Source organism: Endozoicomonas sp. ALB115, assembly GCF_049310245.1.
GTDB lineage: Bacteria > Pseudomonadota > Gammaproteobacteria > Pseudomonadales > Endozoicomonadaceae > Endozoicomonas.
Map to the genome: position 1 here is coordinate 105156 of NZ_JBLYZG010000014.1, position 21251 is coordinate 126406.

Below are 21251 nucleotides of genomic sequence, written 5' to 3' on the forward strand. Positions count from 1 at the left end.
AGGATTTCAATGACCTTTCAGGGCATAAATGCCATTGGCATTACGCCAGTAACCCTGATAGTCCAGACCGTAGCCAAAAATATAGCGATCTTCGATTTCCAGGCCGGTAAAGTCAGCCTTCAGGCCGGGGCGGGCTTTACGGTCATGCTTTTTATCCACCAGAACCGCAGTCAGAACGCTGGCTGCACCTTCTTCCTTACAAAAATCGATAATTGCGTCGAGAGTATGTCCTTCATCCAGAATATCGTCGATGATCAGGACGGTACGATTTTTGATGGTCTGGGTTGGGCGAACTTTCCACTCCAGGCCGCCACCGGTCAACTGGTCCCGGTAACGGGTTGCATGCACGTAGGAGGCTTCCAGGGGGAACTGCATGTGCGTCAGCAGTTTGCCGGTAATCACCAGGCCTCCATTCATTACGCAGAATACCAGCGGGTTGCTATCCGCCAGCTGGTGGGTAATGTTGCGTCCCATGGTGGCGATGGCATCTTCAATCTGCTTCTCGTTATAGAGACAGTCGGCTTCATCCATCACTTGCCGGATATGGTCGAGATCAACAGACATGTTGTGCAAACCCTGATCGTTTGATTGGCGGCCGGTCACGCCAGTGAGTCAACTCATGCAGTACAGGTGTCGGACACCCTGGCGAGCGGCAGTCCATTTTTGATTAAAAAACCATTTTTACTCTCCTGTGGAGAGCTGGAAACAGTTTTCACGAAAAGCAAAGCAGGAAAAAATACCGTTGTTGTCGTCAATGGGCAAGAGAAAACTACACGATTGTTGCGGTTGTAAAAACCTATGGGCAGTGCGGACATCCTGTGGGAGAATAAGAAGGTTTAGGCGTTGAAAGCTGTTGCACGATCATTCTCTCAATGAGTGCTTACTCAGAAACGTTTTCTATCTCAGCCATTCATTTTTTTACTTCATTACCCATCCACCTCCAATCAGACAGTTGAGGTCATGCATGAGCGTACAGGAAATCAGGCATCCGCTGGTACAACACAAGCTGGGACTGATGCGATCCCACGATATCAGTACCAAGGGCTTCCGTACCCTGGCCAGTGAGGTTGGCAGCCTGCTGACCTACGAAGCAACCAAAGACCTCGAGCTGGAAGATACGGTGATTGAAGGCTGGAATGGTCCGGTGACCGTTCAGCAAATCAAGGGCAAGAAAATCACCATTGTGCCGATCCTGCGTGCCGGCATTGGTATGATGGATGGCGTTCTGGATATGATCCCCAATGCCAAGGTCAGTGTGGTAGGCCTGTACCGCGACGAAGAAACCCTGGAACCGGTGCCTTACTTTGAAAAACTGGTCAGTAATATTGATGAGCGTATTGCCCTGATCCTGGATCCAATGCTGGCTACCGGTGGTTCCATGCTGGCGACTATAGATATGCTGAAGAAGGCAGGTTGCAAAGAGATCCGCTGTCTGGTGCTGGTGGCTGCGCCGGAAGGTATTGAAAAGATCTGCTCAGCGCATCCTGACGTGAAGATTTTTACCGCATCTGTTGATCAGGGGCTTAATGACAACGGTTACATCATTCCGGGCCTGGGTGATGCCGGTGACAAAATTTTTGGTACTCGATAAGTAACGAATAAGGATATCCAACAATGAATCATTCAGCACAGTCGGGGGACAGCCTGCACTCAGAGATGTCGCTCTGGCGGCAGGCGCTGATGGGGGGGCAGATGCTGTTTGTTGCCTTTGGTGCACTCGTTCTGGTGCCGTTGCTGACCGGGTTGGACGCCAATGTAGCGTTCTTTACCGCAGGTATCGGTACCCTGATTTTCCAGCTGATCACACGCCGACAGGTGCCTGTCTTCCTGGCATCTTCTTTTGCCTTTATTGCGCCGATGACGTTCAGTATTCAATCCTGGGGCCTGGCGGCCACCATGGGTGGCATTATGGCCGCCGGTGTGCTGTATGCCGCCTTGAGTGTGCTGGTCAGGTTGCGTGGATCCGGCATACTGTACCGGTTGTTTCCACCTGTGGTGGTCGGGCCGGTGATTATGGTGATCGGCCTTGGCCTGGCACCGGTTGCCGTTGGGATGGCAACATCCCCTGTTGAAGGGGTAATCTCTGCTGATCAGGCTCTGTTCCTGGCCGCGATCTCGCTGCTGGCGACCCTGCTGGTGGCGACCATGGCCGGTGGGATTCTGCGACTGATTCCCATCATCTGTGGCATTGGTGCAGGCTATATTGCTGCGGTGATCATGGGGGTTGTGGACTTTCAGCCTTTGTTTGACCGCCCATGGTTTGCTATTCCGAATTTCACCACCCCGGAACTTAATTGGAATGCGGTGCTTTATATGATTCCGGTGGCCATTGCCCCCGCCATTGAGCACATTGGTGATATGCTGGCGATCAGTTCAGTGACCGGGAAAAAGTATCTGGAAAAACCGGGGCTGAAAAATACACTGCTCGGTGATGGTCTGGCGACGACGGCTGCGGGTATGTTGGGTGGGCCGCCCAATACCACATACTTAGGGTCGGAAAAACGTAGGACTATAATGTCCTCAAGAGGTGACCAGAAGTATGTATCACAAGCCAGTAATTTTAGGGTATGTGCGTGTATCTAGTGAGCAGCAAAAACGTGACCAGAAAGGCATTAGGCGGCAAATAACAGTCGTCACTGAAGCCAGCGAACAACTTTCAAAAGACCATTCCATCCCCTTTGTCGATGTCGTACGAGACGAAGGTTTATCAGCATTCCATAGAACAAACGTAGAAGAAGGTATCCTTGGGGATATAATCTCAGGTAAATACATTCCTTCAGGTTCCATTCTTGTTATAGAGAACTATGATCGATTCAGTCGTTCTGATGCTTTATACGTCCTTTCGAAGCTAAAAGAAATAATCGATCACGGAATAAGTGTATTCGTTTGTCATCAGAGCAAGATGATAGATTCTGTATCGATACTTGATACCAGCAACATATTGATGTCTGTAATGCAGATTTCCTTAGCTCACGAAGAGTCCATGAAGAAATCTAACCGGATGAAGGCTATCTATTCCAAACAGATAGAAGAAGCCAAGAAAGGAACGGGCAAGATAAGAATAGGTGGTGTTCCATCATGGATAACTAAGCGTGATGACCAATATGTATTTATGCCAGAACGTGTTAAGACTCTCAGAAAGATCATTGATATGTATATCGGAGGAATGGGAGCAGGTCAGATAGCAGGAAAGTTAAACGACGACAATGTTCCGATATTCAAAACCCATACACACAAGAAGTCCCACGGAAGAAAAAGAACCACTGACAAATGGCATTCGAGTTTTATTAGTCGAGTTCTTTATAACGAAGCTTTGATTGGAGTTGCTAAATTCAAGTACGACGGTGAAGAGATTAAGATTCCGAACTACTTCCCGAAAGTTATTAATCGTTCAGAGTATAATCAGATCGAAGTTATAAGAAAGCAGAGAACAACAGGTCAAGGTAGAGGCGGAAGAAAGGGTGTTATCACTGGTTTCTTGACTGGGAATAATATGACCAAGTGCTTTTATTGTGGTTCAGGTATGATTCAAAAGTTTGATGCTAGACATAAGAGAGGAAACGGGAAACATAGCAGGAATGTTGTTTGTTCTGGGTTTGTTAAGAAGTACACTCACGATCATTGTTCAGGTGGGACAATGGGATTGTTTCATTTAGAGAATTCTATACTTCGGTATTGTAGTGATGAGATTAACTGGTCAGAAGTCTTTGGAGATGAATCAGCAACGATTAACGGATTAAAAAATCAACTAGCTGATAAAGAAGATGAGCTTGCTAAGTTAAATAAACGCCAGCATAAATTAATGAATTTGTTGCTAGATGATGATGACGATGAAATGTTGAAAGAAAAATATAAGCAACAAAAGAAACAGATAAATGGCTTGAAGATTGTTATTCAAGGATTGAACGATGAAATATCTGTTCATTCTGGTGAGTCATCCACTATTAAGGAACAGTTTTTAGAAATTTTGGAAAATGCAGAGGAAGGAGAACTGTCTGAAGACGTAAGGATGAAGTTGAGAGTAGTTCTTCCTAAGTTTATAGAAAAGATTGAGATTGCTAATTACGGTGTTTACATCAAGAAAGGGCATAAACTGGATGAATATGTTCGTAATCTGGATGAGGTAGGCGTTGATGAAGAGTCAAAGGAAATGTTTTTAACTCGTGCGACGAATAAAGACAGAAGCAATGGCTGTGTGTATGTGAAGTTCAAAACTGGTGAACATATGTATCTTCACCCAAAGCCTAGCGAATCGGGTCAATTGCGAGTGTGGAAAACAGGCGAGAACAGAACATGGATAGAGGCTGAATGATTCTTAGGTTATTTGCTATCGAATCTCCCTCAGAGGTATCATAAATCCTCACTTGCTCCCAGCGGCATCAATTCTGGTGTCGCTAATAAAGGAGCAAACCTCAATGAAAACCTTACACACAATGACTCGTTACTTCGAAGAATATAAGATTCGTCAGGATACTGATGGAATGTTTAATGTTCAGGATATTATCGATGCATTCAACGAACGGGAGAATAGTAACAAACGATTAGATCACTTTTGGGAAAATAACAAATCAGGTCTGGTTAGATTTCTTCTTTCTTGGGCGCGAGAAGAGCGCATCAAGATTGATGTCTTGGAGACTAAGTTTGGAGTTGATCTGAGCAAAAACCTGAATTCAGGGTTTAACTTTTCCGACAAAGAAATCAAGGATATAAGTGCTATCAAGTTGGCAAAGGCTATGAAGGTTTATAAAACTTCCCGTAGAAAAGGCGAACCAACTAAAAGAGTATCTGGAGTTCTGATGCTAAAGATTGCCGGTTGGTTATCTCCAGAATTTGAGTCTCTGTTGTACTCAATGGCTTGGGATGGTCTCATCAAGGTTCGTCATTTTATGGGAGACAATACTCAAAAATTCACCGATGCCATTATGAAGCGTTTTCATGGATATTATGGAGAAAGGGCGTACGAGCGTTTTATGAATAAAGCCAACTCTCATCTACTTGGCCTTCCACCCTTGAAATACAAGACCAATAGGGTCAGAGATGTAATGACAGAAGACCAGCTACTGGTTGCCGATAAGGTATTTGACCAAATGGCTGTTCTGCTGGACGAAGGTTATGTCGTTACAGAGTCCGGTTTCGACCAGGCACTATCTAACAGACCCAACTTGGTAAACGAAGATGGTATTAATCTCGGTGACTACATCAGAGAAATAAACGGGTTATCTTAATTACTACATGGCACATGGATGTGCCTCACATCCCCTCCAGCCAATCATCTCTCCTCACCACCATACTACTATCCCTCCCATAAACCACCCTTCACAGGACATCAAAACTCCCTCCAAACACATTTCTATTTTATTCGAATTAATTTCCTGTCAGGGGTTTCCATTGCTGTGCAGTCTAGTATCGTTAGTGTCACCTGGTCGAAAAATGATCAGTTCTTAAACCTTGGAGCATTATATGTTTATAGCTATTTTCTGGATCATCTTTGTCATAGTTGCCGTTATTCTTGCTGGGAACCTTGGTCGCAATCGTCTTGTCTGGGGTCTGGTCGCTACCATCTTCTCACCACTGGTTGCAGGTATTCTCCTGCTGGTGCTTGGTAAGACAGACGAAAAGAAGTTTGAAGAGCTTCAGCGTTTAGAAGCTATGAAGTCTCGGCTGTAATTTTTGACCTTAGTATAAGGCAGTAGTCGTATGTTTAGAGAATTTCGCCCCACTGATTGGTATGTATTCGCCGGAGCCGAAAGGTTTGATGATGGTAGCGAGCCATTGGTGTCATACTTTGAGACAACTATTAAGGTTGGTAAGAAAACTGTACTTGGTTGCATCTCAGCAATTATCGATAAATCAGGACTTGTTTTTAATGCCCTGATAGAAACTACTGAAGAGACATATTCTTACGCAGTTCTCAGAACCTCAATAAGTAAGCGTCTGGCAATGGAAATGAATGAAGATGATTTAAAGACCATTGCTCAAATAGAAAAGTTTGAAATGGTATGATCGATATTCTTTCTGATCCAGATAATGAAATTGTCGAAGAAACTATTCACCACAGCAATCTAACAATCACGAATTTCTACATCAATGGTGTATTGGCTGTGGTTCGAACAATAAGTTGTGACGGTGTTGAGTACGAGAAAAGATTATGAAGAAGAACTTACTTGCTGTTCTGAATGCTCCTTGTGCGGATAACGAAGAACTTTGTGCTGTTCCATATAATAGAGATTTACCAAGTTTTTATTTCAGCTCTTTTGAAGAATATGAAGAACGCCTAACAGTTGCCAAGCAAATTGACCTGATATTTCATCTCTGTGGAGATTTCGAACATGAGGTTCAGTTTATTGATGGCGAGGGTGGTCAGTGGTTGGTTGATGCCTTTGGCTGTAATATAGAGGGATATTATGAATTCATTGATGAAAGTAATTCGGATCAAATCGCAGCTTTATTTTATTTGGTTACGTCTTTGGGTTATTCAATTGAAATTGCTCTTGAGAAAGTTGACGAAGTGATGTTAACAACTGAGGCATTAAAAGACTATGCCTTCGATAGAGCTTGTGAATCAGGAGAATTATCAGACTTCGCAAAGATGTATTTTAATAGTGAACAATATGCTGAAGTTCTGGAATGTAACGGTGACGTGCATCTCTTTAATTACGACGGTCAAGAATATCTAGTAACAAACCATTCAGGTCTATAATATGGAAATTAATACTTCAAAATCAACACACAATATTTTGGTTTCTAGGTTCTTCCATAAATACCAAACGCTCGGACATGTTTTAGAACAATCAATCTACCGCCAAGCTGATGCTTTGTCAGATGAATATACAGGTGGTCACTGGTACATTCAGAAACATCCAGAGGCGAATGCATTTTGGTTCTGTTTGGATTCTGATAAGGAATTTACAGTACACGCCCCAAATGGAAACGAAGTAGTTGCTGATAACATTGTATTCAGTGCAGCGGTCAATATGTTCATTTACAATGGATTGATATGGAAATTATACGAACAGGAGAACAAAGCTCAAGCTCTAGTATCTGATGATTATTATCGATTGCGTGATTTGTTTTATGACAACCTTAGTGAAAGGGATGCATCGAAGCTGTTCAAAATAGTGGATTGATACCACCTATAACGATTCCAAATAACCTCGTTGCCGCTGGAAGTGATAATATTCCAGCGGTTTCAACACGAGCTATAAAATATTGTATTTTCTCAACCCCTTCCACTGCACCACTCCCAAGCCCTCCAAGAAGTTATTTCTCTTTCATACGTATAAACCTCTAGATAATTCGGAAACTACACAGTTCAAAATTAGTGACAAGTTTGAAACGTACCAAGAGAAGTAACTATGTACTCTAAACTGATTAATTCCCTGAATAAGAAATCCGACAAAGAACTCAAAGCTCTGATGGCTAATGCTCAGAAGAAGAAAGCTTCTGATGTAATTGAAGCTGTTACCAAAGAGGTTTCTCGCCGTCACCCAATCCTTGCAAACAACTGTCGTGGCTTTGATCATGCTGCATATTATGGTGAAGGTGCTGTAATGGACTGTGTCCCTGAACAGCTTGGTAAAATTAAAGTTTCTGAAATTCGGGATGTGGTTAAGTTTCAATATGAGGGTGAACTTGTAAGAATCGATACCTTCACTAATTGCTATCCGACTGATATCACAATCCCTGATGCTGATTCTAAGGAGTTCTCAAAGCACTCAGGTAAAGATGGAATTTGTTATTTTGGTGATCTGGTATCTTCTGAGGTTGTTACGAAGGAACATGCTGCTAAGTTGTTCCCAAAGGCGTTTTCTAAAATTGGTAATTTTAACCAATTCACATTCAAGCGTGCCTAATTATTCCAAGCACAGGGAAGTGCCTATTCCTATTTGAGATTGTTATGAAGAAATTAATTGCTATTGCTATCGCCACTGTGTCAATGAATGTAATGGCTATGCCTACCAAATACCAAGAAGTTTGTGATCAATTCGATTTTTCTGAATATTCTGAACGCATTTCCGAAAAGGTTGAGTCAGAGAAAAAGTCTACACTTGCTGGTTACGATTACCTTAGACCAAACCGTTATGAAGTTGACGAAGATGGAAACTTCTTCAAAAACAGAAATGGAGACATTAGAACTTATAAAGACAGTAGTCGTAAGAGCTACTGTAAAAAATGGATTAAATACGATCTTGCTAAGTACACGCATGCTAACTACGAAGAAATTCAAAATCTGAGAAAGCTTCCTAAAGAACAGAGGTTAAAAATTGAGCGTGAGAAGTATCAGTCAGAACTTGATTCTTTACAAATCACACTATCAGAAAAGACCGAAGAGTTTTCATCTTTAAATAAAGAACATGAAATCCTTGTTGCTGATATGGAAAGCAAGTTTATTCCTAAACCTGAAGCCAAGAAATACAAGTTTCGAGTTGATAAGATTTATGGCGATACCACATTCGGTGTTTATATTGGTGAAGAATACGCAATTATAGAAACTTTTGGTCTGTGGGATACAATCAAAGGCTATGGTAAATACGAAGGTTGGCTTGTTAAGGTAAAGGATGAGGTTGTTCAATTGAAATATGGAATCCCAGTACATGACGTTAATGTCTATTCGTTTAAAAAGAATCCTATGCCGAAATACAATGAATCATTAAGAAAGAATGGCTATCGAGATGCTGAATCTAAGGTGATCAAGTCTTCCACTAAAATCAAAAAGATGGATCAAGAAATTACTAAGATCAATACCCGTATCGACTGGCTTGAGCGTAAGCTGTAATGGTGTCCTATGAGCGACTTGATTGTTATAGCCTTAATACTTGGCTCCCCGTTTTTGATCTACCTACTGAAGCGATGGATGACGCTCTCAGTAGATGAACCTTCAAACCCACGTCCACCGAGGACTAAGAAACACGTTCTTGAGAAACATGGGTTTGATCGTTATGGGAATGTGAAGAGGCGATAAGCCTCTTCATTTCTTTAAGTCCTTCCACTGCATCTCCTGCAAACATTCCCCAAGAAAAACTTCAAATTATTTCTCTTCAATGCATTTCCAATTCTGTGCATTTTAGTATGATTAGTCTCAAATGTGAGTGACCACCAACATATTGGAGTTTGAAATGCTGTTAGAAACCTATCTTAAAAAGCACTTTGCTGATGTTGAACTGAAACTGGAAGATGAGAATAGTGAGATGGAAAGATTCTGGTGTTACTTAAACGAGGAATCTGACTCTCCTGAACTTATCGTTTGGATTGAGGGTAATGTTCGTCGTATCACAACCATTGATGGTGACGAACTTTTCAGCGGTGATGAGAAAGGTTGCAAGTCTTTCGTTAAGCAATATATGACTGACAATGAAATCGAAGAGACGAAAGAAGAACCAACTCATGTTGCCAAAGAAATTGATCAAACTGTTGAGGTTGAAGAGTCTGTCACCGTATTAGAAGAACCAACTCCAGAATTTGACGGTATTGATCTGAATGACTTTGATAGTGATAACAGCTTCTCTATCAAAACTGATTTCGCAAACATCCTTGTTTCTGTATCAAACTATGGCAAAGTTAATATCGGCTACAAGATTCATGGCTTCTGGAGTAGTTCTAGCCTTGATATGACCTTTGATGCCAAGTACGACTGGGAAGAAAAATCTGATGCTGAATGGAAAGCTGAAATCTCTCGTAGTTCTGGCGGTGAAGAAGGTGATTTCGACCACCTCCTGGGGCAACTGAACTACGCTCGCTCACTGGAACACGCTGTATCCTTTGCAAAGTGGCTTGAGGAAAACGCTATACACTTCTCTACCATCAGGGATGAAGAGCGTGAGCGTGTCCAGAAACTGCGTAAGGAAGAGAAACGTAAACGTGAAGAAGAGCTTGGGGTAGCTCGTGTCGAATGGGAAGAATCATACCGACTTGCCACCAAAGCTGAATCAAAGAAGCTGATTGATTCAATGGTAGCTTCGTATAAGGAATCGTTCAAAGAGCAAGAACAAACTGTGTTGCTTCGCGATAATGACTATGATGTGTCAGAACATAAAATTGAATACAAGCGGAATGGTTCGGTGAATGCATTTTATCTTGATGGTGTCAAAACTGGAGCAAGCAAAATCATCGACAGGCTTGTTGAATCTTGGTCAGTGGTTAAGAAAAATTCTAACATTTAATCTAATAAATTATAGAATACATATTCTAATTATTTTATCGAAATTATTCTGTTTAATTAACTGCTCATTCTAAAAATTAGTCCGTTGGTAATTCTATATTCTAATTTTTAGAATGCTGTGTTCGTTAACAACTCGTTGATAACTCTCCGAACATGTCGTTGATAACTTTTGAAGTTAATGTTCGGAAAGAAACTTAAAGGGATAATTTAGAAGCCTATTTCAAACGTGAACAACTAGCCAAAAACCTACCTGATTTCTTCCTACTATTTATAGGCAAATAATTTTCATCATAGAGACACCATTCACAAATTTGTCGTAAATATCTCCAGCCGACAAAAATTTTGGCATTTTGAAAAATTTATGCCCCGTGCACCAAGGGCTGCAAGTATAGGAATTTTAGTCCCAATGGGGAGTTACCCATCAGTGATTTTATGTAAAACGGTTGTAGCCGTTGATGTGCCTCGTTTGCAGGATGATTTTCGGTAGGCTCAATCGTGTCTCAAATTTTGTGTGTCCATGGATTGTGTTTTTGTCAGATTTCGGATTGTGTGTTGTGATTTGTTGTGGCGATTTCCCCTCGTTACTCCCCTATGATGGAACAAAGTTCCTTGATTTAGCGGGCACGCTCATGCATGGATGCGCACAGCGCACACGACATGGACGCACCCGAGCTGACTGAGACAGGCACTAGGTGCACGACCATGTCCAGGAGCGCAGCGACGATGCCAGACAGTCTGAGGACGACCACCCTGCAAACGAGGTGCACCAAGGACTCCATCAAACCAAATCTGGCGAAGCCGTGTCTGTGCGACTTGCGTAGGCGAAGCCGGAGAGCACAGCACTGATGAATCCTACAGCTCGTTGATAACCTCGTTGATAACATTCTGCACTAAATGCACACCAAGGACTTCAGTGGTCGTTGATAACTTTTCCGAACATCAGTTTTGCAGCTCGTTGATAACATTTTCCAGACGATGCAGACGTAAGGATACAGGAGAATTGAAACAAAGTTATCAACGAGTCGAGAATATGCGAAACTCAAAATCGTTGATAACCTCGTTGATAACTTTCCGAATATGTCGTTGATAACTTTTGAATTCGATGTTCGCAGAATTTTAATGTTCTGAAATTTTAAACGATAATCGAAATTCTATTTAGAAGGCTATCAATTTTGTTGATGTAGGATGTCCGTAGTATAATTATAAACCTTGCTCCTTGGCACCAATTCCCGGTGTCGATAACAGGAGCAAACAATGCAAACTAATAATGGAGAATCATTTGAAGAATACTGTGAACGAGGCATCAAAGAAGGATGGTTAGAGTTCGCAGTCAGAAAAACAAAGAAGAGTCTTAGTCATCCTTGGTCAAGTACATGTCTTGCAATGAAGAAATTCAATAGACATGTTCAGAGTGCAAAATATAGAGGTCACGAATCATTACTGTCGAGTACTTGCTATCTGTACCTGATGTATGATGCAGGAATCACTCCTGATGATATTGGAACGGACATAGGCAAATATCAACTAGGAAGATTTGGTGATTCCGGTTGCTATAACATGCTGAACTGTCGATTCATAACAAAGTTGGAAAATTTAAAGGAGCGTAAGACCACTGAATATGCCAAGTCTCCTAAGACTGTTGAGACTAGGTTGAAGATGAGTGAAGCTGCAAAGAAGAGGTGGGCAGCTAATAAACAATAAACAATAAACAATAAATAATAAAAAAGTAACCTCATGGAAGAGGTTTACTATGCGTTGATGTGTGTTGTTAAATACAACAGCAGATGACAGCCATCTCTTCGAGAATGGATACTGTCATCCAAGCAAGAGGTCGTCATCAGAGATGACTCAACCAGCTAACGGTCAACTGTCGTAATCAATCCCTGTCAGACTTACTGTGGACACTCATGAGCACTTTACAGTCATTGGTAGGGTAAACGTACCAGTCAGATATAAAGTGTCTCAGGTGTCCTTGAGATGTGTTAGCTGGGTCGGGTGGCCGTGTCGGCACCCGTGCCCCGAAGTTCTTGGTGAGCAGACAACGACGTGACTCGAAATAGTGGGTGCGTAAGCTATCCCGAAGGGTAGCGCACCCACATAATGAGAGTCGCAAGGCTGTCGCAGCACCAAGAACAAAAATAAAAATACAACAAACCAGATAGCTTCGCTATCGCCTTCGGCTGCTCCCGTTGGTCGCTACGCTCCGCTATCTGGTTTGTTCCAGCAGGCGGTAAAGATACCAAGATCGACGGTGCTATCAAGAGATATCAAGGCGATATCTTCCGTTCAGCACTGGCTGACTTCTTGCTTCTTGGGTCGACAGGCTCGGCTGGCTCTTACTCTCTGTCTTCAAACCGTCAAGAACTCTTCATGATCATCCTTCAGAACTATCTGAAGACTATTGAAGAAGTCGAGGTTTAGAGGACGCAGACACATCAGAACCAAACCCAGCAAAATAAATTGAGGAAAGAAAATGAATGAAATGAAACTGTCAGCAGACAAAGTTGTTGCTGTTCCTGAATCTCACAATCCATCAGAATCAAAGATGGCTGTTGAATGGATCAAACAATATCAACTTGCATTCCAATCTGCATTCGGGAAGTGGTGTGAAGATAACCAATTCTTTGATGAGAATATTCAGAACGCAATCGATCAAGCTAAGTTCGCAGCATCAAGGTCAATTGCTGAGATAATGAAACCGAAACCATATACTGACAAGACAATCTACATCCTCAAATTGGAAGGTGGCAGATACTACGTTGGTCAATGTGGTTCTAACAGAGTTGAACCAGCGATCAAATCTCATTTTAATGGGAAGGGTTCACCGTGGACTCAAAAGAACAAGCCTGTTGGAGTTGTAGATCGTTTCTTTGGCGATAAAGAGAAGCTAAAACAAACTACGCTGGAGTACATGAGAAAGTTTGGCTGGGAGAATGTTCGTGGGTATGCATGGACTGCTTGGAATCTCAAGTACCCACCGAAAGAATTATAAGAATGTTCGAGTATTCGTAGGTTGTTTGCTTGGAATCTCCTTCATTTAGTAAAATAGTAACACGTTTGGTGACACCCAGTCATCGCTGTATCTCTGAGGAATTAAATTATGAAAATTAAATCTGCTATCGCTGCTATAGCTATGGTCGCTTCTTTCACTGCTAATGCTTCTACTTATCGCATTGAATCAAAGGTTGATAAGTTTGAAGAAACTTCTTCCCACACCTTGAAGATTGACGGATACAGTCTTTATTTCCGATGTTCTGGTGATGGTTCACACTATGTATCTGCATTCGGAAATAAAATTGGAAGCGATAGCATTAAGATCAAAATTGATGGTGAACTTGTTTTCGATGAATATGAAAAGACTTATGATTATGGTGGTGTTGCATCCTTTCATTTGTGGCAAGAAGATTTTGATGCTCTTCTCAATAAAATTGCATCAGGAAACCAGATGATGACTAAGGTCAATTTTGGTTCTGTACATGAATATAACCTTAAAGGTTCTGCTGCTGCAATTAAGAAATTTAAGAGTAAGTGTAAACATTGAGGTTAATATGTCGCTGAATAATTTGAAACAATCCATCCAGAAAAAGAAAGTTGATCAAGCACTTTCCAGAAATAAAATTGATGATGAGCATTCATTAAATAAGATTCTTTTGGACGAAGTAGAAACACTTAGGAAGATGGTGCTTGAGCTTTCAAAACGAGTTGAAAAGTTGGAAATTATTGATGGGGATGAATCTTAGTGTGTTTGCTATGGAATTAATCATTCAAGTATAATTACGTCATTGCTCCTTGGCATCAATTCCGGTGTCGATAACAGGAGCAAATAATGCAAACTAACATTAACGGAGAAACATTCGAAACTTGGATTGAGCGACAGATTAATAATGGTCAATTAGTTAGAGCTAAGGTCAGAAGGGATGATTCAATAATCTTCCCTTGGGGAATATCTCCTGCTATGAACAAGTACAAAGGAAAGATCAAATCATCTAAGAGAAATGGAATTAAATTCAATCTCACCTCAACTGAATACATTACCAAAATCTGGGAAGCCGGAATCAACCCTGACCAAATCGGTCAATCTGTAGATTCTTATCAATTAGGTAGAATTGGAGATGGAGATGTTCCTTACACTGTCGAGACATGTAGATTCATCACCAAACGACAGAACCTCGATGAACGTAAGGAGAATGGCGGCAATGTTCGTACAAGTGAGAAAATAAAGGAGAAATGGCAAGACCCAGAATATCGAAATACGATGTCTGAGAAAACAAAGGAGCAATGGAAAGACCCAGAATTCAGAAAGAAAGTGTCTGAGAAAGTGTCTGGAACCAATAATGGAAATTGGAAAGGATGGTGGCAAACGCCAAATGGTAGATTTACCACAGTGAAAGAAGCAGCAGAAGCAAATGGATGTGTTGATTCGACAATTTACATCAGAGTCAATAATCCAAACTTCCCAGATTAGTATTTCATCCCAGCTGATGATCCAGATTACAATCCAAACATCCCTTCACTAGACGCATTATTTGGATAATTGGACTCGCACAAGGAAGTGCCCTATACCTACCCATAAACGCCCTACATTCCCCAGCTGCGAGCGAGGTGCAGCAAGGACTTGCAAAATACAAATGCCAGTAAAAACTTAATATTTTGAGGTTAATATGAAAACAAAAGATGAATTATTATCAGAGCTTAGACAGCTCGAACAGGTTTTAGAACATAGAACCAAAACAAACCAGAATACTGTTAAGGTGACTGGTGATATTAAGGAAGTCAAAGAAAAGATTTCCATAAAGAACAACCAAGAACGAACAGAACGGTTAGAAGAAAAATACGGAGACCACCCAATGGGCGTTGATATGATGTCCATATGGGAACAGTACAGAAGACATTGGGCTGTTGCTGATTCAGAATTCCTTTCATGGAGAACGGAGCATCCTGAGTTTATTGATACTGCTGAACTAGCCAAGTTCATTAAACGTAAGCCTGTATCATGGAGTAAGAACTTCATTGCCAGAAATTGGTACTACAAACTGTTTGATCTTCGTGGTCAAGTGATAATGAAGAAATGGGATGTACATAAGACCAAACTTCGTAAAATGGATAGCTATAAGATAAATGGTGTATTGCTGACCGACATAATTCCTAAATCCAGAATTGTAGAAATCATCCATCTTGAACAGTTCAGAGATTTGTTTGTTGAGTACAATGTAGTGTCTCGCTGCTGTGTATTCCGTAGCGGTACTGTTAACGGTAATGCGAAATATGTCATAGGCGGACGTATAGAGAGGGCAGTAGCTAATTTCCTACTGGGGTGTACCCATGTTAGGGGTAACGACTTTAGACACCCTGTATTGGGTAAGGTGCGTTTGAGTGAGGAGGGAAGGAACTACAGGTCATCTCTCGGTAAAAAACGTGTGCTTCCGAATACTGAAAATCCTATTCAGAAACATCTGAATGAAGTTGCAGTTGAGTTTCTTGGTGGTCTGTATAGCTATGATGTTGACGCTCCTAAAAGAAAGTATGAACGCAAGAAGCAAACCTTAGAAGAACAATTACAGGAGCTTGAGGAATTTTGGGATCACGTTAAGGAAAATACAAATCCTGGGGATATAATTGAAATCGATGGCGTTGAGATACAATTGTGAAAGTTAACAGCTACCTCTAAGACTCTCCTGAATAAGACTCTCCAATTTACTTACCTTATATTAATGAATAAGGAAAGACAATCGGAGAAACCAATGAAAAATCACCTTAACGAAGTGCTGTATGCACTATCAACGTGTAGGACTGAAGAGTCTGCACGAGCCTGTATAGCTGGCTCAACAACTACACCAGAACAATATCAACTGTTAATGAAGTTGGTTGATCTGTTGTTCTGAATTTTAAGGAGGCATCATGAAACCAAAATCTGCCCGTGATGCTTTGTTCATCACGTTTAATTGGAAAACAAAATACAAAGACAGAACTAACCTCCTATCCGCTAGACAAATTTCATCAATAATCTGGGAAGAACATGACATGGTGAGGTTTGCTGATGATGTTGAACACTTGGCAATAAAGGTTGGGATGATCCTTTCTTCTGAGAAATGGACACCAAAGATCGGTAAGAAATCACCAAGATATATGATGCCTTGAAATTCTGAGTCAGAGATTCCCCTCTAAGTTGCTCTGACTCTGAATGGAGTGATTCCCCTAACGAATCAAAGAGCGATAGCTCTCTTCTCACAATCTGAGCATATTGTAAAACTGCTCACTCTGATTCGAACCAGAGGCAAAATTAAACCCTAATCATTATGCAAAGTTGTACATTGCACCGCATCTGTTTTCTTTAAAGATTGGGTGGTGTGGTGGTTCGACTTTGTGCAACTCTGCATGGGAGAAAACATTTATGTTAACAACCTTAGAAGAATTCCGTGATGTGTGCGGAATGATGGCAATACAAAATAATTGGAGTTTCTCGACTTCCATAGACTTGGATGAAATCTATATTGAAGTTGAAAGAGAACATTTTGATTATATTTCAGATGAAGATTGGTCTTTTGTTCAGGATAATTATGGCGTAATCGCAACAATAAGATATGGAGCGGTATATTTGCAATATATTGGTTCTGACATGGAAACATATATGCCGACGCCAGTGAGGGATCAATATTCATTCAAAGATAAGATGAATGGATTCGAGAGTTTCATCGAAATGTATGAAACATTGGTGTATCGCAAATGACTAAACCAATCAAACGAGAGCACTTCAACATAACAACAATGTCGAAGAAACAGATGATCAGCTTCGGATTCACAGAGAAAGAAGCGCATCTTCTAATGAAGCATCGTAAAGTCTTCAGATTCATCTTTGATGCTGAATACGATAATAAGCCTTGTGTCGATTCAAGAACATTATGGGAGCTTTTAGGTTGCCCAGAAGGTAGAACACACTATCGCCGTTGGTTTGATAAAAATCTTGAAAGATTTAATCAAGGTGATGAGCTAATTGAAGAAGGTAAAGATTACATTTCATCTGATGAGAACGGTATAATTGACTTAGACAAAAGAAGGGCAAATGCCCTCCACAGTGCTGCACCAGACTTGCAGCCAAGTTTGAATGACATCCTGATTGAGACGCAGAAGCAACATCGCCCGAATAAATTGTTTCATTTGGTCAGCCTTGATTTTGCAAAAATGCTTTGTATGTCTGTCCGAGGTGAAATCGGCTTCTCATTCCAGAAATATTTTATTGTCGCTGAGAAGTTAATTCACACTCTGAAAGACTATAATCAACCACGTTATGAAGGTAAGGTCAGAACCAGAGGAATTAAGCGTGGTGGCTATGAAAATCTATCAACATTTGATGTAACACCGTTTGTTGTAGATGTACAACGACTAATCTGCTTACATGCAACTGGAGCATACCCTTCTGAATGGGAATCAATTGGCTACAAGAATCCTCAAGATTGGCTACGAGGTAAAGACCTCGAAAAGTATTATGTAGTTCAAGATATGGTTCACAATGCGGTTGAGTATTCAGGCTGTACAGATTTAGACGTTTTATCGAATAATCTGGAATTCTATCACCCAGTTAAATGTACAGAACCTACATTTAAGAAGTTTGCTGAATATGTCGGTAAGACATTACCAATCGATTTTGTAATGCGACATGCAACTGAAAAGTTTGTATTCGTACCATGAGGAAATAGCCATGACACTATTCGATCTCCTTGAAGAAGTCCCACAAGAACAACCACGTCCTAAATGGTCTGACTATTCATCTCCCAATGAATACTATTCTGCTCTTAGAAAGTGGTATGAAAACAAATAAATTTTGGATGGCGTTGACGATTGTCCAAATACCCAAGCAATATTATCTCCTCGGTGTTGCTTGGCTGTCATGGGTGCTGACATTAACTGCATCCTGCCGAATAATAGCGGGATAGAGAAGTTTGGTATCTCGTCAGACTCATTATCTGAAGAACGTTGGTTCGAATCCAACTCCCGCTACCAAATTAACCCACCCATGTAAGACTCCTTTGTTGAGCAGTGGTGTGGGTTTTGCAAGATATATATTACGAGTCCAAAGGAGGACACATGGAAAAGAAGAAAGGTCGTCCCCTTTTCGACGATGTAATTGGTTCGACCACACCAACCGAAAATACAGCATGGTCACGACACGCAAAAATTCACGGATATCAATTATACAAAATCGGTGAGAAGCGTTATATCGAAGAACGTAGATGGTTTATTACTGGCTACCGGAAAAAGAAATCAATGGAAAAATTTGTGGTGGTATAATGACTCCGATAAGAATCCCAGAAGAAATAGCTGACTATCTGGATGAGCTATATGACGGAACAGAAGATGGTGTTGTTGAATTCCTCAGAAGAATTTTTGATAAGTACACCGATATTCCTATCGTATATAGACACCCAAGACAATTCAAACGCATCGAACACGACATAGTTTTAGCAGAAGTTCCTGACGAATACGCAGCAATGTTAGAACTGTTCAATAACAGCAAGTTGCCAATATTTGAACGGCTTTATCGGAGAGCATATTACCAAAACGGAAACCTGATTCAGATGATGAAGGACAAGTATCAAGAACAATATGGAGAACACGATGACACACAGTGAATTTTTAATCGCAAGCCTAGCGATGTTCGAAGCACTCGCTGAACAAAATATTTCTGACGAGCGTTCCTCGATGATCAATCACAATATCGAACTGCTTCAAGAAAACAAAGAACTTCGTAATGAACTTGAACAAGTCAAAGAACAACTTGCAAGCCGATCTCGTTTGTTGGATGAGTTTAATGAAGTTACACCGAAACTGATCAACAAATACAGAGAGCTTAAAGAAAATAACGAAGTTCTCAAGAATCAACTAATTCACAATGACATGGAGGAACTGTAATGTCCGATAAAAACAAACCTGAAATGATTGAAATTTCCAAAGAAGAATTCGAAAAGCTGAAATCTGATAAGCTTGGTCTTGCCAAACAAAGCGCAGAATATGAAGAAAAGCACCGCCTGCTGCTTAAAGAATTAGATGTGGCTGGAAAGCTTGTTCAGCACTACGAACAACAAATCAGCCAAATGCAGCGTGCAATTCTTATCGAACAGATTCAGAAGGAAGGCATTGATGACTGATTGGAAGAAACTTTTTACTGCTCCTGTGTTAGTTCCCGGAGAAGTCGATTGGCATGGTGACGTGTACGACGAAGATGCTGTGGAGCAGGCATGTCACGATTTTCAGCGGTATTGCAATCAAGCTGCCCTACAACATAAATTCGACGTGTCATCAGAAGAAATTGAATTCGTTGAGAATTACATTCTTCCGACAGATACAGAAATGAATGGTAAGAATCTAAAAGCTGGAACATGGATTGCCACCGCCAAGATTCATTCTGACGAAATCTGGGAAGCAATTTTGGATGGAACATTCACAGGATGGAGTATCAAATGTCCAGCTGTAGTTGAAGACGTTGAAATTCTTACTAAAGGTAAGGTAATCAAAAATCTAATCAAAAACGTAGAAGGGGGAGAAATGGAAACCAATCACGAACAAGCTGTTAATGAATATGCGCAGAAGCTAGTTGCCGAAGGCAAAGAACCAAACATCCAACTTGCTCGTGTTACAGCTCGTGGCGTCATGAAACAGATTGAGTCATCAAAGCAAGTGAACAATGCTCAAGATGATGGATTTGAAAATGAAGTTCAGAAACTAGCTGAACGAATTCTAATGGATGGGCAGGAAGATACTATCCAAGCAGCCAGAGCGACCGCACGAATGAGATTGAAGAATTCCGGTCAATACATCAATGGCGGACTCACCGATGCCAATGGCGGTGTTCGTATCTAATAACAAACAAAGCCTCCTCACCCACGTTTTAGGGTTGTGGGTGGCATAATATATGGAGGCTAAAATGGCTGACGTAGAACAACTTACACCAGACGAAGCACTAAATTCTGTTGCTGCTGGCTCTGGTTTACATATCTTCTCTGGTTATATTGCCGAGAACACTGATTACGATGTCCCTGAATTAAACTCCCTAAAGACACGCTGTCATTACATGAAGAAGATGACTCGGTCTGGATGGGTTGCGGCAATGATACACGCCAATAAAAATATTCTTCGTTCCTCTGATTGGAGCGTTAAACCAGCGGATGATAGCGACGAAGCGAAGGCAGTGCATCAGTTCGTGATGGAATGCTTTGATGATATGGATTCCGATTTTGATTTGATTCTAGATCAGATTATTGATGATCGTTTGACTTATGGTTTCGGAATGGTAGTTCCTGCTTATAAGCTGCGTCGAGGTGACAAGTTCGAAGAGCCTATCTTCAACTCACAATACAATGATAAACGGTTTGGTTGGAGACATATGACTACTATCAAACCTTCATCTCTATTGCAGTGGGATATTCCTGATGCAGGTACATTCGGAGGAACGCTGAGAGGTATTGTTCAACAGCTAATCAACGGGCAAACCTCATATATCCCGAGGGAACGATTCGCAATATACAATGGTTCTGATCGGAATCCTGAAGGTAAGTCCATTCTTGAGCCAGCCTTCAAAGACTGGTGGAGTGCTGATCGATTGAGTCAGCTACAACTAGTGGGTCTGGAAAAAGACCTGTCTGGCCTCCCTGTAGGTCGTATACCAGAAGAATATCTCAAGAAGAATGCAACTGAAGACCAGAAAGCACTGACAATGTACATGAAGAATATCGTCTCTCAGATGCGTCGTAACCATCTGAGCGGTATGCTTCTACCTAGTACAACGGGTGAAGATGGAAAATACCTTATTGATGTAACTCTGATGGGTAGTCCTGGCTCTGGTAAAGAAACATTCTCGATGGATTTGCTGCGTGAGTTTAAGGCAAGTGCATTGTCTTCCGCATTGCTGGATTTCTTGTCTATTGGTCAGAATGGTAATAGTGGTTCTTACAACCTTGCCAGCACACGCAGTCAACTCTGGTCAAAATCAATTCAAGTGTATCTAAACAGTAATTCCCGATGAATCCTGAAGCACTACAGCCACGAGAGATACAGAAGAGGTAAAAAAATCATGCCCGCACAATTCTTCGACTAAAAT

General features: G+C 41.2%; 26 protein-coding genes, 1 tRNA gene and 1 pseudogene. 27 read left to right on the plus strand and 1 reads right to left on the minus strand.

All coding sequences use genetic code 11. The features are described from left to right. Window positions 1-6: 6 nt before the first annotated feature. Entirely contained in the window at window positions 7-564 is a 558-nt protein-coding gene (locus ACO6VE_RS09215) for a hypoxanthine-guanine phosphoribosyltransferase (protein ID WP_422449406.1), read from the minus strand. 400 nt (window positions 565-964) lie between these two features. On the opposite strand from ACO6VE_RS09215, the gene upp reads away from it, so the two are divergent. The 27 genes and pseudogenes from upp to ACO6VE_RS09350 all read left to right on the plus strand — a co-directional run bounded on the left by upp (window position 965) and on the right by ACO6VE_RS09350 (window position 21176). Continuing rightward, window positions 965-1591, plus strand: coding sequence for a uracil phosphoribosyltransferase (gene upp, locus ACO6VE_RS09220; RefSeq protein WP_101744823.1), 627 nt, complete (start codon window positions 965-967; stop codon window positions 1589-1591). A 23-nt stretch (window positions 1592-1614) separates the two neighbouring features. Beyond that, a pseudogene (locus ACO6VE_RS09225) lies at window positions 1615-2487 on the plus strand (uracil-xanthine permease family protein); the annotation flags it as partial. A 52-nt stretch (window positions 2488-2539) separates the two neighbouring features. Further along, window positions 2540-4312, plus strand: coding sequence for a recombinase family protein (locus ACO6VE_RS09230; protein ID WP_422460928.1), 1773 nt, complete (start codon window positions 2540-2542; stop codon window positions 4310-4312). Between the two features lie 103 nt (window positions 4313-4415). Beyond that, entirely contained in the window at window positions 4416-5225 is an 810-nt protein-coding gene (locus ACO6VE_RS09235) for a KilA-N domain-containing protein (protein WP_422460929.1), read from the plus strand. A gap of 235 nt (window positions 5226-5460) precedes the next feature. Continuing rightward, window positions 5461-5667, plus strand: a complete 207-nt coding sequence (locus ACO6VE_RS09240; protein ID WP_422460931.1) for a hypothetical protein — start codon at window positions 5461-5463, stop codon at window positions 5665-5667. Window positions 5668-5697: 30 nt separating this feature from the next. Continuing rightward, a complete protein-coding gene (locus ACO6VE_RS09245; RefSeq protein WP_422460933.1) occupies window positions 5698-6003 on the plus strand; it encodes a hypothetical protein in 306 nt (101 codons plus the stop codon). A gap of 145 nt (window positions 6004-6148) precedes the next feature. Continuing rightward, window positions 6149-6700 (plus strand): hypothetical protein, encoded by a 552-nt coding sequence (locus ACO6VE_RS09250; protein WP_422460935.1) that lies wholly within the window; start codon window positions 6149-6151, stop codon window positions 6698-6700. Window position 6701: 1 nt separating this feature from the next. Continuing rightward, a complete protein-coding gene (locus ACO6VE_RS09255; protein WP_422460937.1) occupies window positions 6702-7127 on the plus strand; it encodes a hypothetical protein in 426 nt (141 codons plus the stop codon). 228 nt (window positions 7128-7355) lie between these two features. After that, on the plus strand, window positions 7356-7853 hold the full coding sequence (locus tag ACO6VE_RS09260) for a hypothetical protein (protein WP_422460939.1): 498 nt from the start codon (window positions 7356-7358) through the stop codon (window positions 7851-7853). Window positions 7854-7897: 44 nt separating this feature from the next. Further along, window positions 7898-8776 (plus strand): hypothetical protein, encoded by an 879-nt coding sequence (locus ACO6VE_RS09265; protein WP_422460941.1) that lies wholly within the window; start codon window positions 7898-7900, stop codon window positions 8774-8776. Window positions 8777-9116: 340 nt separating this feature from the next. Next, window positions 9117-10160 (plus strand): hypothetical protein, encoded by a 1044-nt coding sequence (locus ACO6VE_RS09270; RefSeq protein ID WP_422460942.1) that lies wholly within the window; start codon window positions 9117-9119, stop codon window positions 10158-10160. A 1253-nt stretch (window positions 10161-11413) separates the two neighbouring features. Continuing rightward, window positions 11414-11860 carry a hypothetical protein gene (locus ACO6VE_RS09275; protein WP_422460944.1) on the plus strand — a complete coding sequence of 149 codons (447 nt, stop codon included), beginning with the start codon at window positions 11414-11416 and terminating at the stop codon, window positions 11858-11860. A gap of 772 nt (window positions 11861-12632) precedes the next feature. Further along, the gene (locus tag ACO6VE_RS09280; RefSeq protein ID WP_422460946.1) at window positions 12633-13151 is read left to right on the plus strand and encodes a hypothetical protein; all 519 of its coding nucleotides are present in this window, start codon (window positions 12633-12635) and stop codon (window positions 13149-13151) included. Window positions 13152-13259: 108 nt separating this feature from the next. Beyond that, entirely contained in the window at window positions 13260-13700 is a 441-nt protein-coding gene (locus ACO6VE_RS09285; RefSeq protein WP_422460948.1) for a hypothetical protein, read from the plus strand. Between the two features lie 7 nt (window positions 13701-13707). Then, window positions 13708-13899 carry a hypothetical protein gene (locus ACO6VE_RS09290; RefSeq protein ID WP_422460950.1) on the plus strand — a complete coding sequence of 64 codons (192 nt, stop codon included), beginning with the start codon at window positions 13708-13710 and terminating at the stop codon, window positions 13897-13899. Window positions 13900-13985: 86 nt separating this feature from the next. Beyond that, window positions 13986-14624: a hypothetical protein gene (locus ACO6VE_RS09295; protein WP_422460951.1), complete on the plus strand. Its 639-nt coding sequence runs from the start codon at window positions 13986-13988 to the stop codon at window positions 14622-14624. A 196-nt stretch (window positions 14625-14820) separates the two neighbouring features. Continuing rightward, window positions 14821-15807: a hypothetical protein gene (locus ACO6VE_RS09300; protein WP_422460953.1), complete on the plus strand. Its 987-nt coding sequence runs from the start codon at window positions 14821-14823 to the stop codon at window positions 15805-15807. Window positions 15808-16057: 250 nt separating this feature from the next. After that, window positions 16058-16297, plus strand: a complete 240-nt coding sequence (locus tag ACO6VE_RS09305; RefSeq protein WP_422460955.1) for a hypothetical protein — start codon at window positions 16058-16060, stop codon at window positions 16295-16297. A 253-nt stretch (window positions 16298-16550) separates the two neighbouring features. Then, window positions 16551-16886, plus strand: a complete 336-nt coding sequence (locus ACO6VE_RS09310) for a hypothetical protein (protein WP_422460956.1) — start codon at window positions 16551-16553, stop codon at window positions 16884-16886. Then, on the plus strand, window positions 16883-17845 hold the full coding sequence (locus tag ACO6VE_RS09315; RefSeq protein WP_422460958.1) for a hypothetical protein: 963 nt from the start codon (window positions 16883-16885) through the stop codon (window positions 17843-17845). Before ACO6VE_RS09310 ends, ACO6VE_RS09315 begins: the two co-directional genes overlap by 4 nt. A 235-nt stretch (window positions 17846-18080) precedes the next feature. Beyond that, a tRNA-Met gene (locus ACO6VE_RS09320) sits at window positions 18081-18157 on the plus strand. An 84-nt stretch (window positions 18158-18241) separates the two neighbouring features. Next, window positions 18242-18445, plus strand: a complete 204-nt coding sequence (locus ACO6VE_RS09325; protein ID WP_422460960.1) for a hypothetical protein — start codon at window positions 18242-18244, stop codon at window positions 18443-18445. Then, on the plus strand, window positions 18445-18786 hold the full coding sequence (locus ACO6VE_RS09330; protein WP_422460962.1) for a hypothetical protein: 342 nt from the start codon (window positions 18445-18447) through the stop codon (window positions 18784-18786). The genes ACO6VE_RS09325 and ACO6VE_RS09330 overlap by 1 nt, the downstream gene beginning before the upstream one ends. Then, window positions 18773-19066, plus strand: coding sequence for a hypothetical protein (locus ACO6VE_RS09335; RefSeq protein WP_422460964.1), 294 nt, complete (start codon window positions 18773-18775; stop codon window positions 19064-19066). Before ACO6VE_RS09330 ends, ACO6VE_RS09335 begins: the two co-directional genes overlap by 14 nt. After that, window positions 19066-19302: a hypothetical protein gene (locus tag ACO6VE_RS09340; protein ID WP_422460966.1), complete on the plus strand. Its 237-nt coding sequence runs from the start codon at window positions 19066-19068 to the stop codon at window positions 19300-19302. Before ACO6VE_RS09335 ends, ACO6VE_RS09340 begins: the two co-directional genes overlap by 1 nt. Further along, a complete protein-coding gene (locus tag ACO6VE_RS09345) occupies window positions 19295-20014 on the plus strand; it encodes an XkdF-like putative serine protease domain-containing protein (RefSeq protein WP_422460967.1) in 720 nt (239 codons plus the stop codon). The genes ACO6VE_RS09340 and ACO6VE_RS09345 overlap by 8 nt, the downstream gene beginning before the upstream one ends. A gap of 64 nt (window positions 20015-20078) precedes the next feature. Then, a complete protein-coding gene (locus tag ACO6VE_RS09350) occupies window positions 20079-21176 on the plus strand; it encodes a phage portal protein family protein (protein WP_422460969.1) in 1098 nt (365 codons plus the stop codon). Window positions 21177-21251 lie beyond the last annotated feature (75 nt).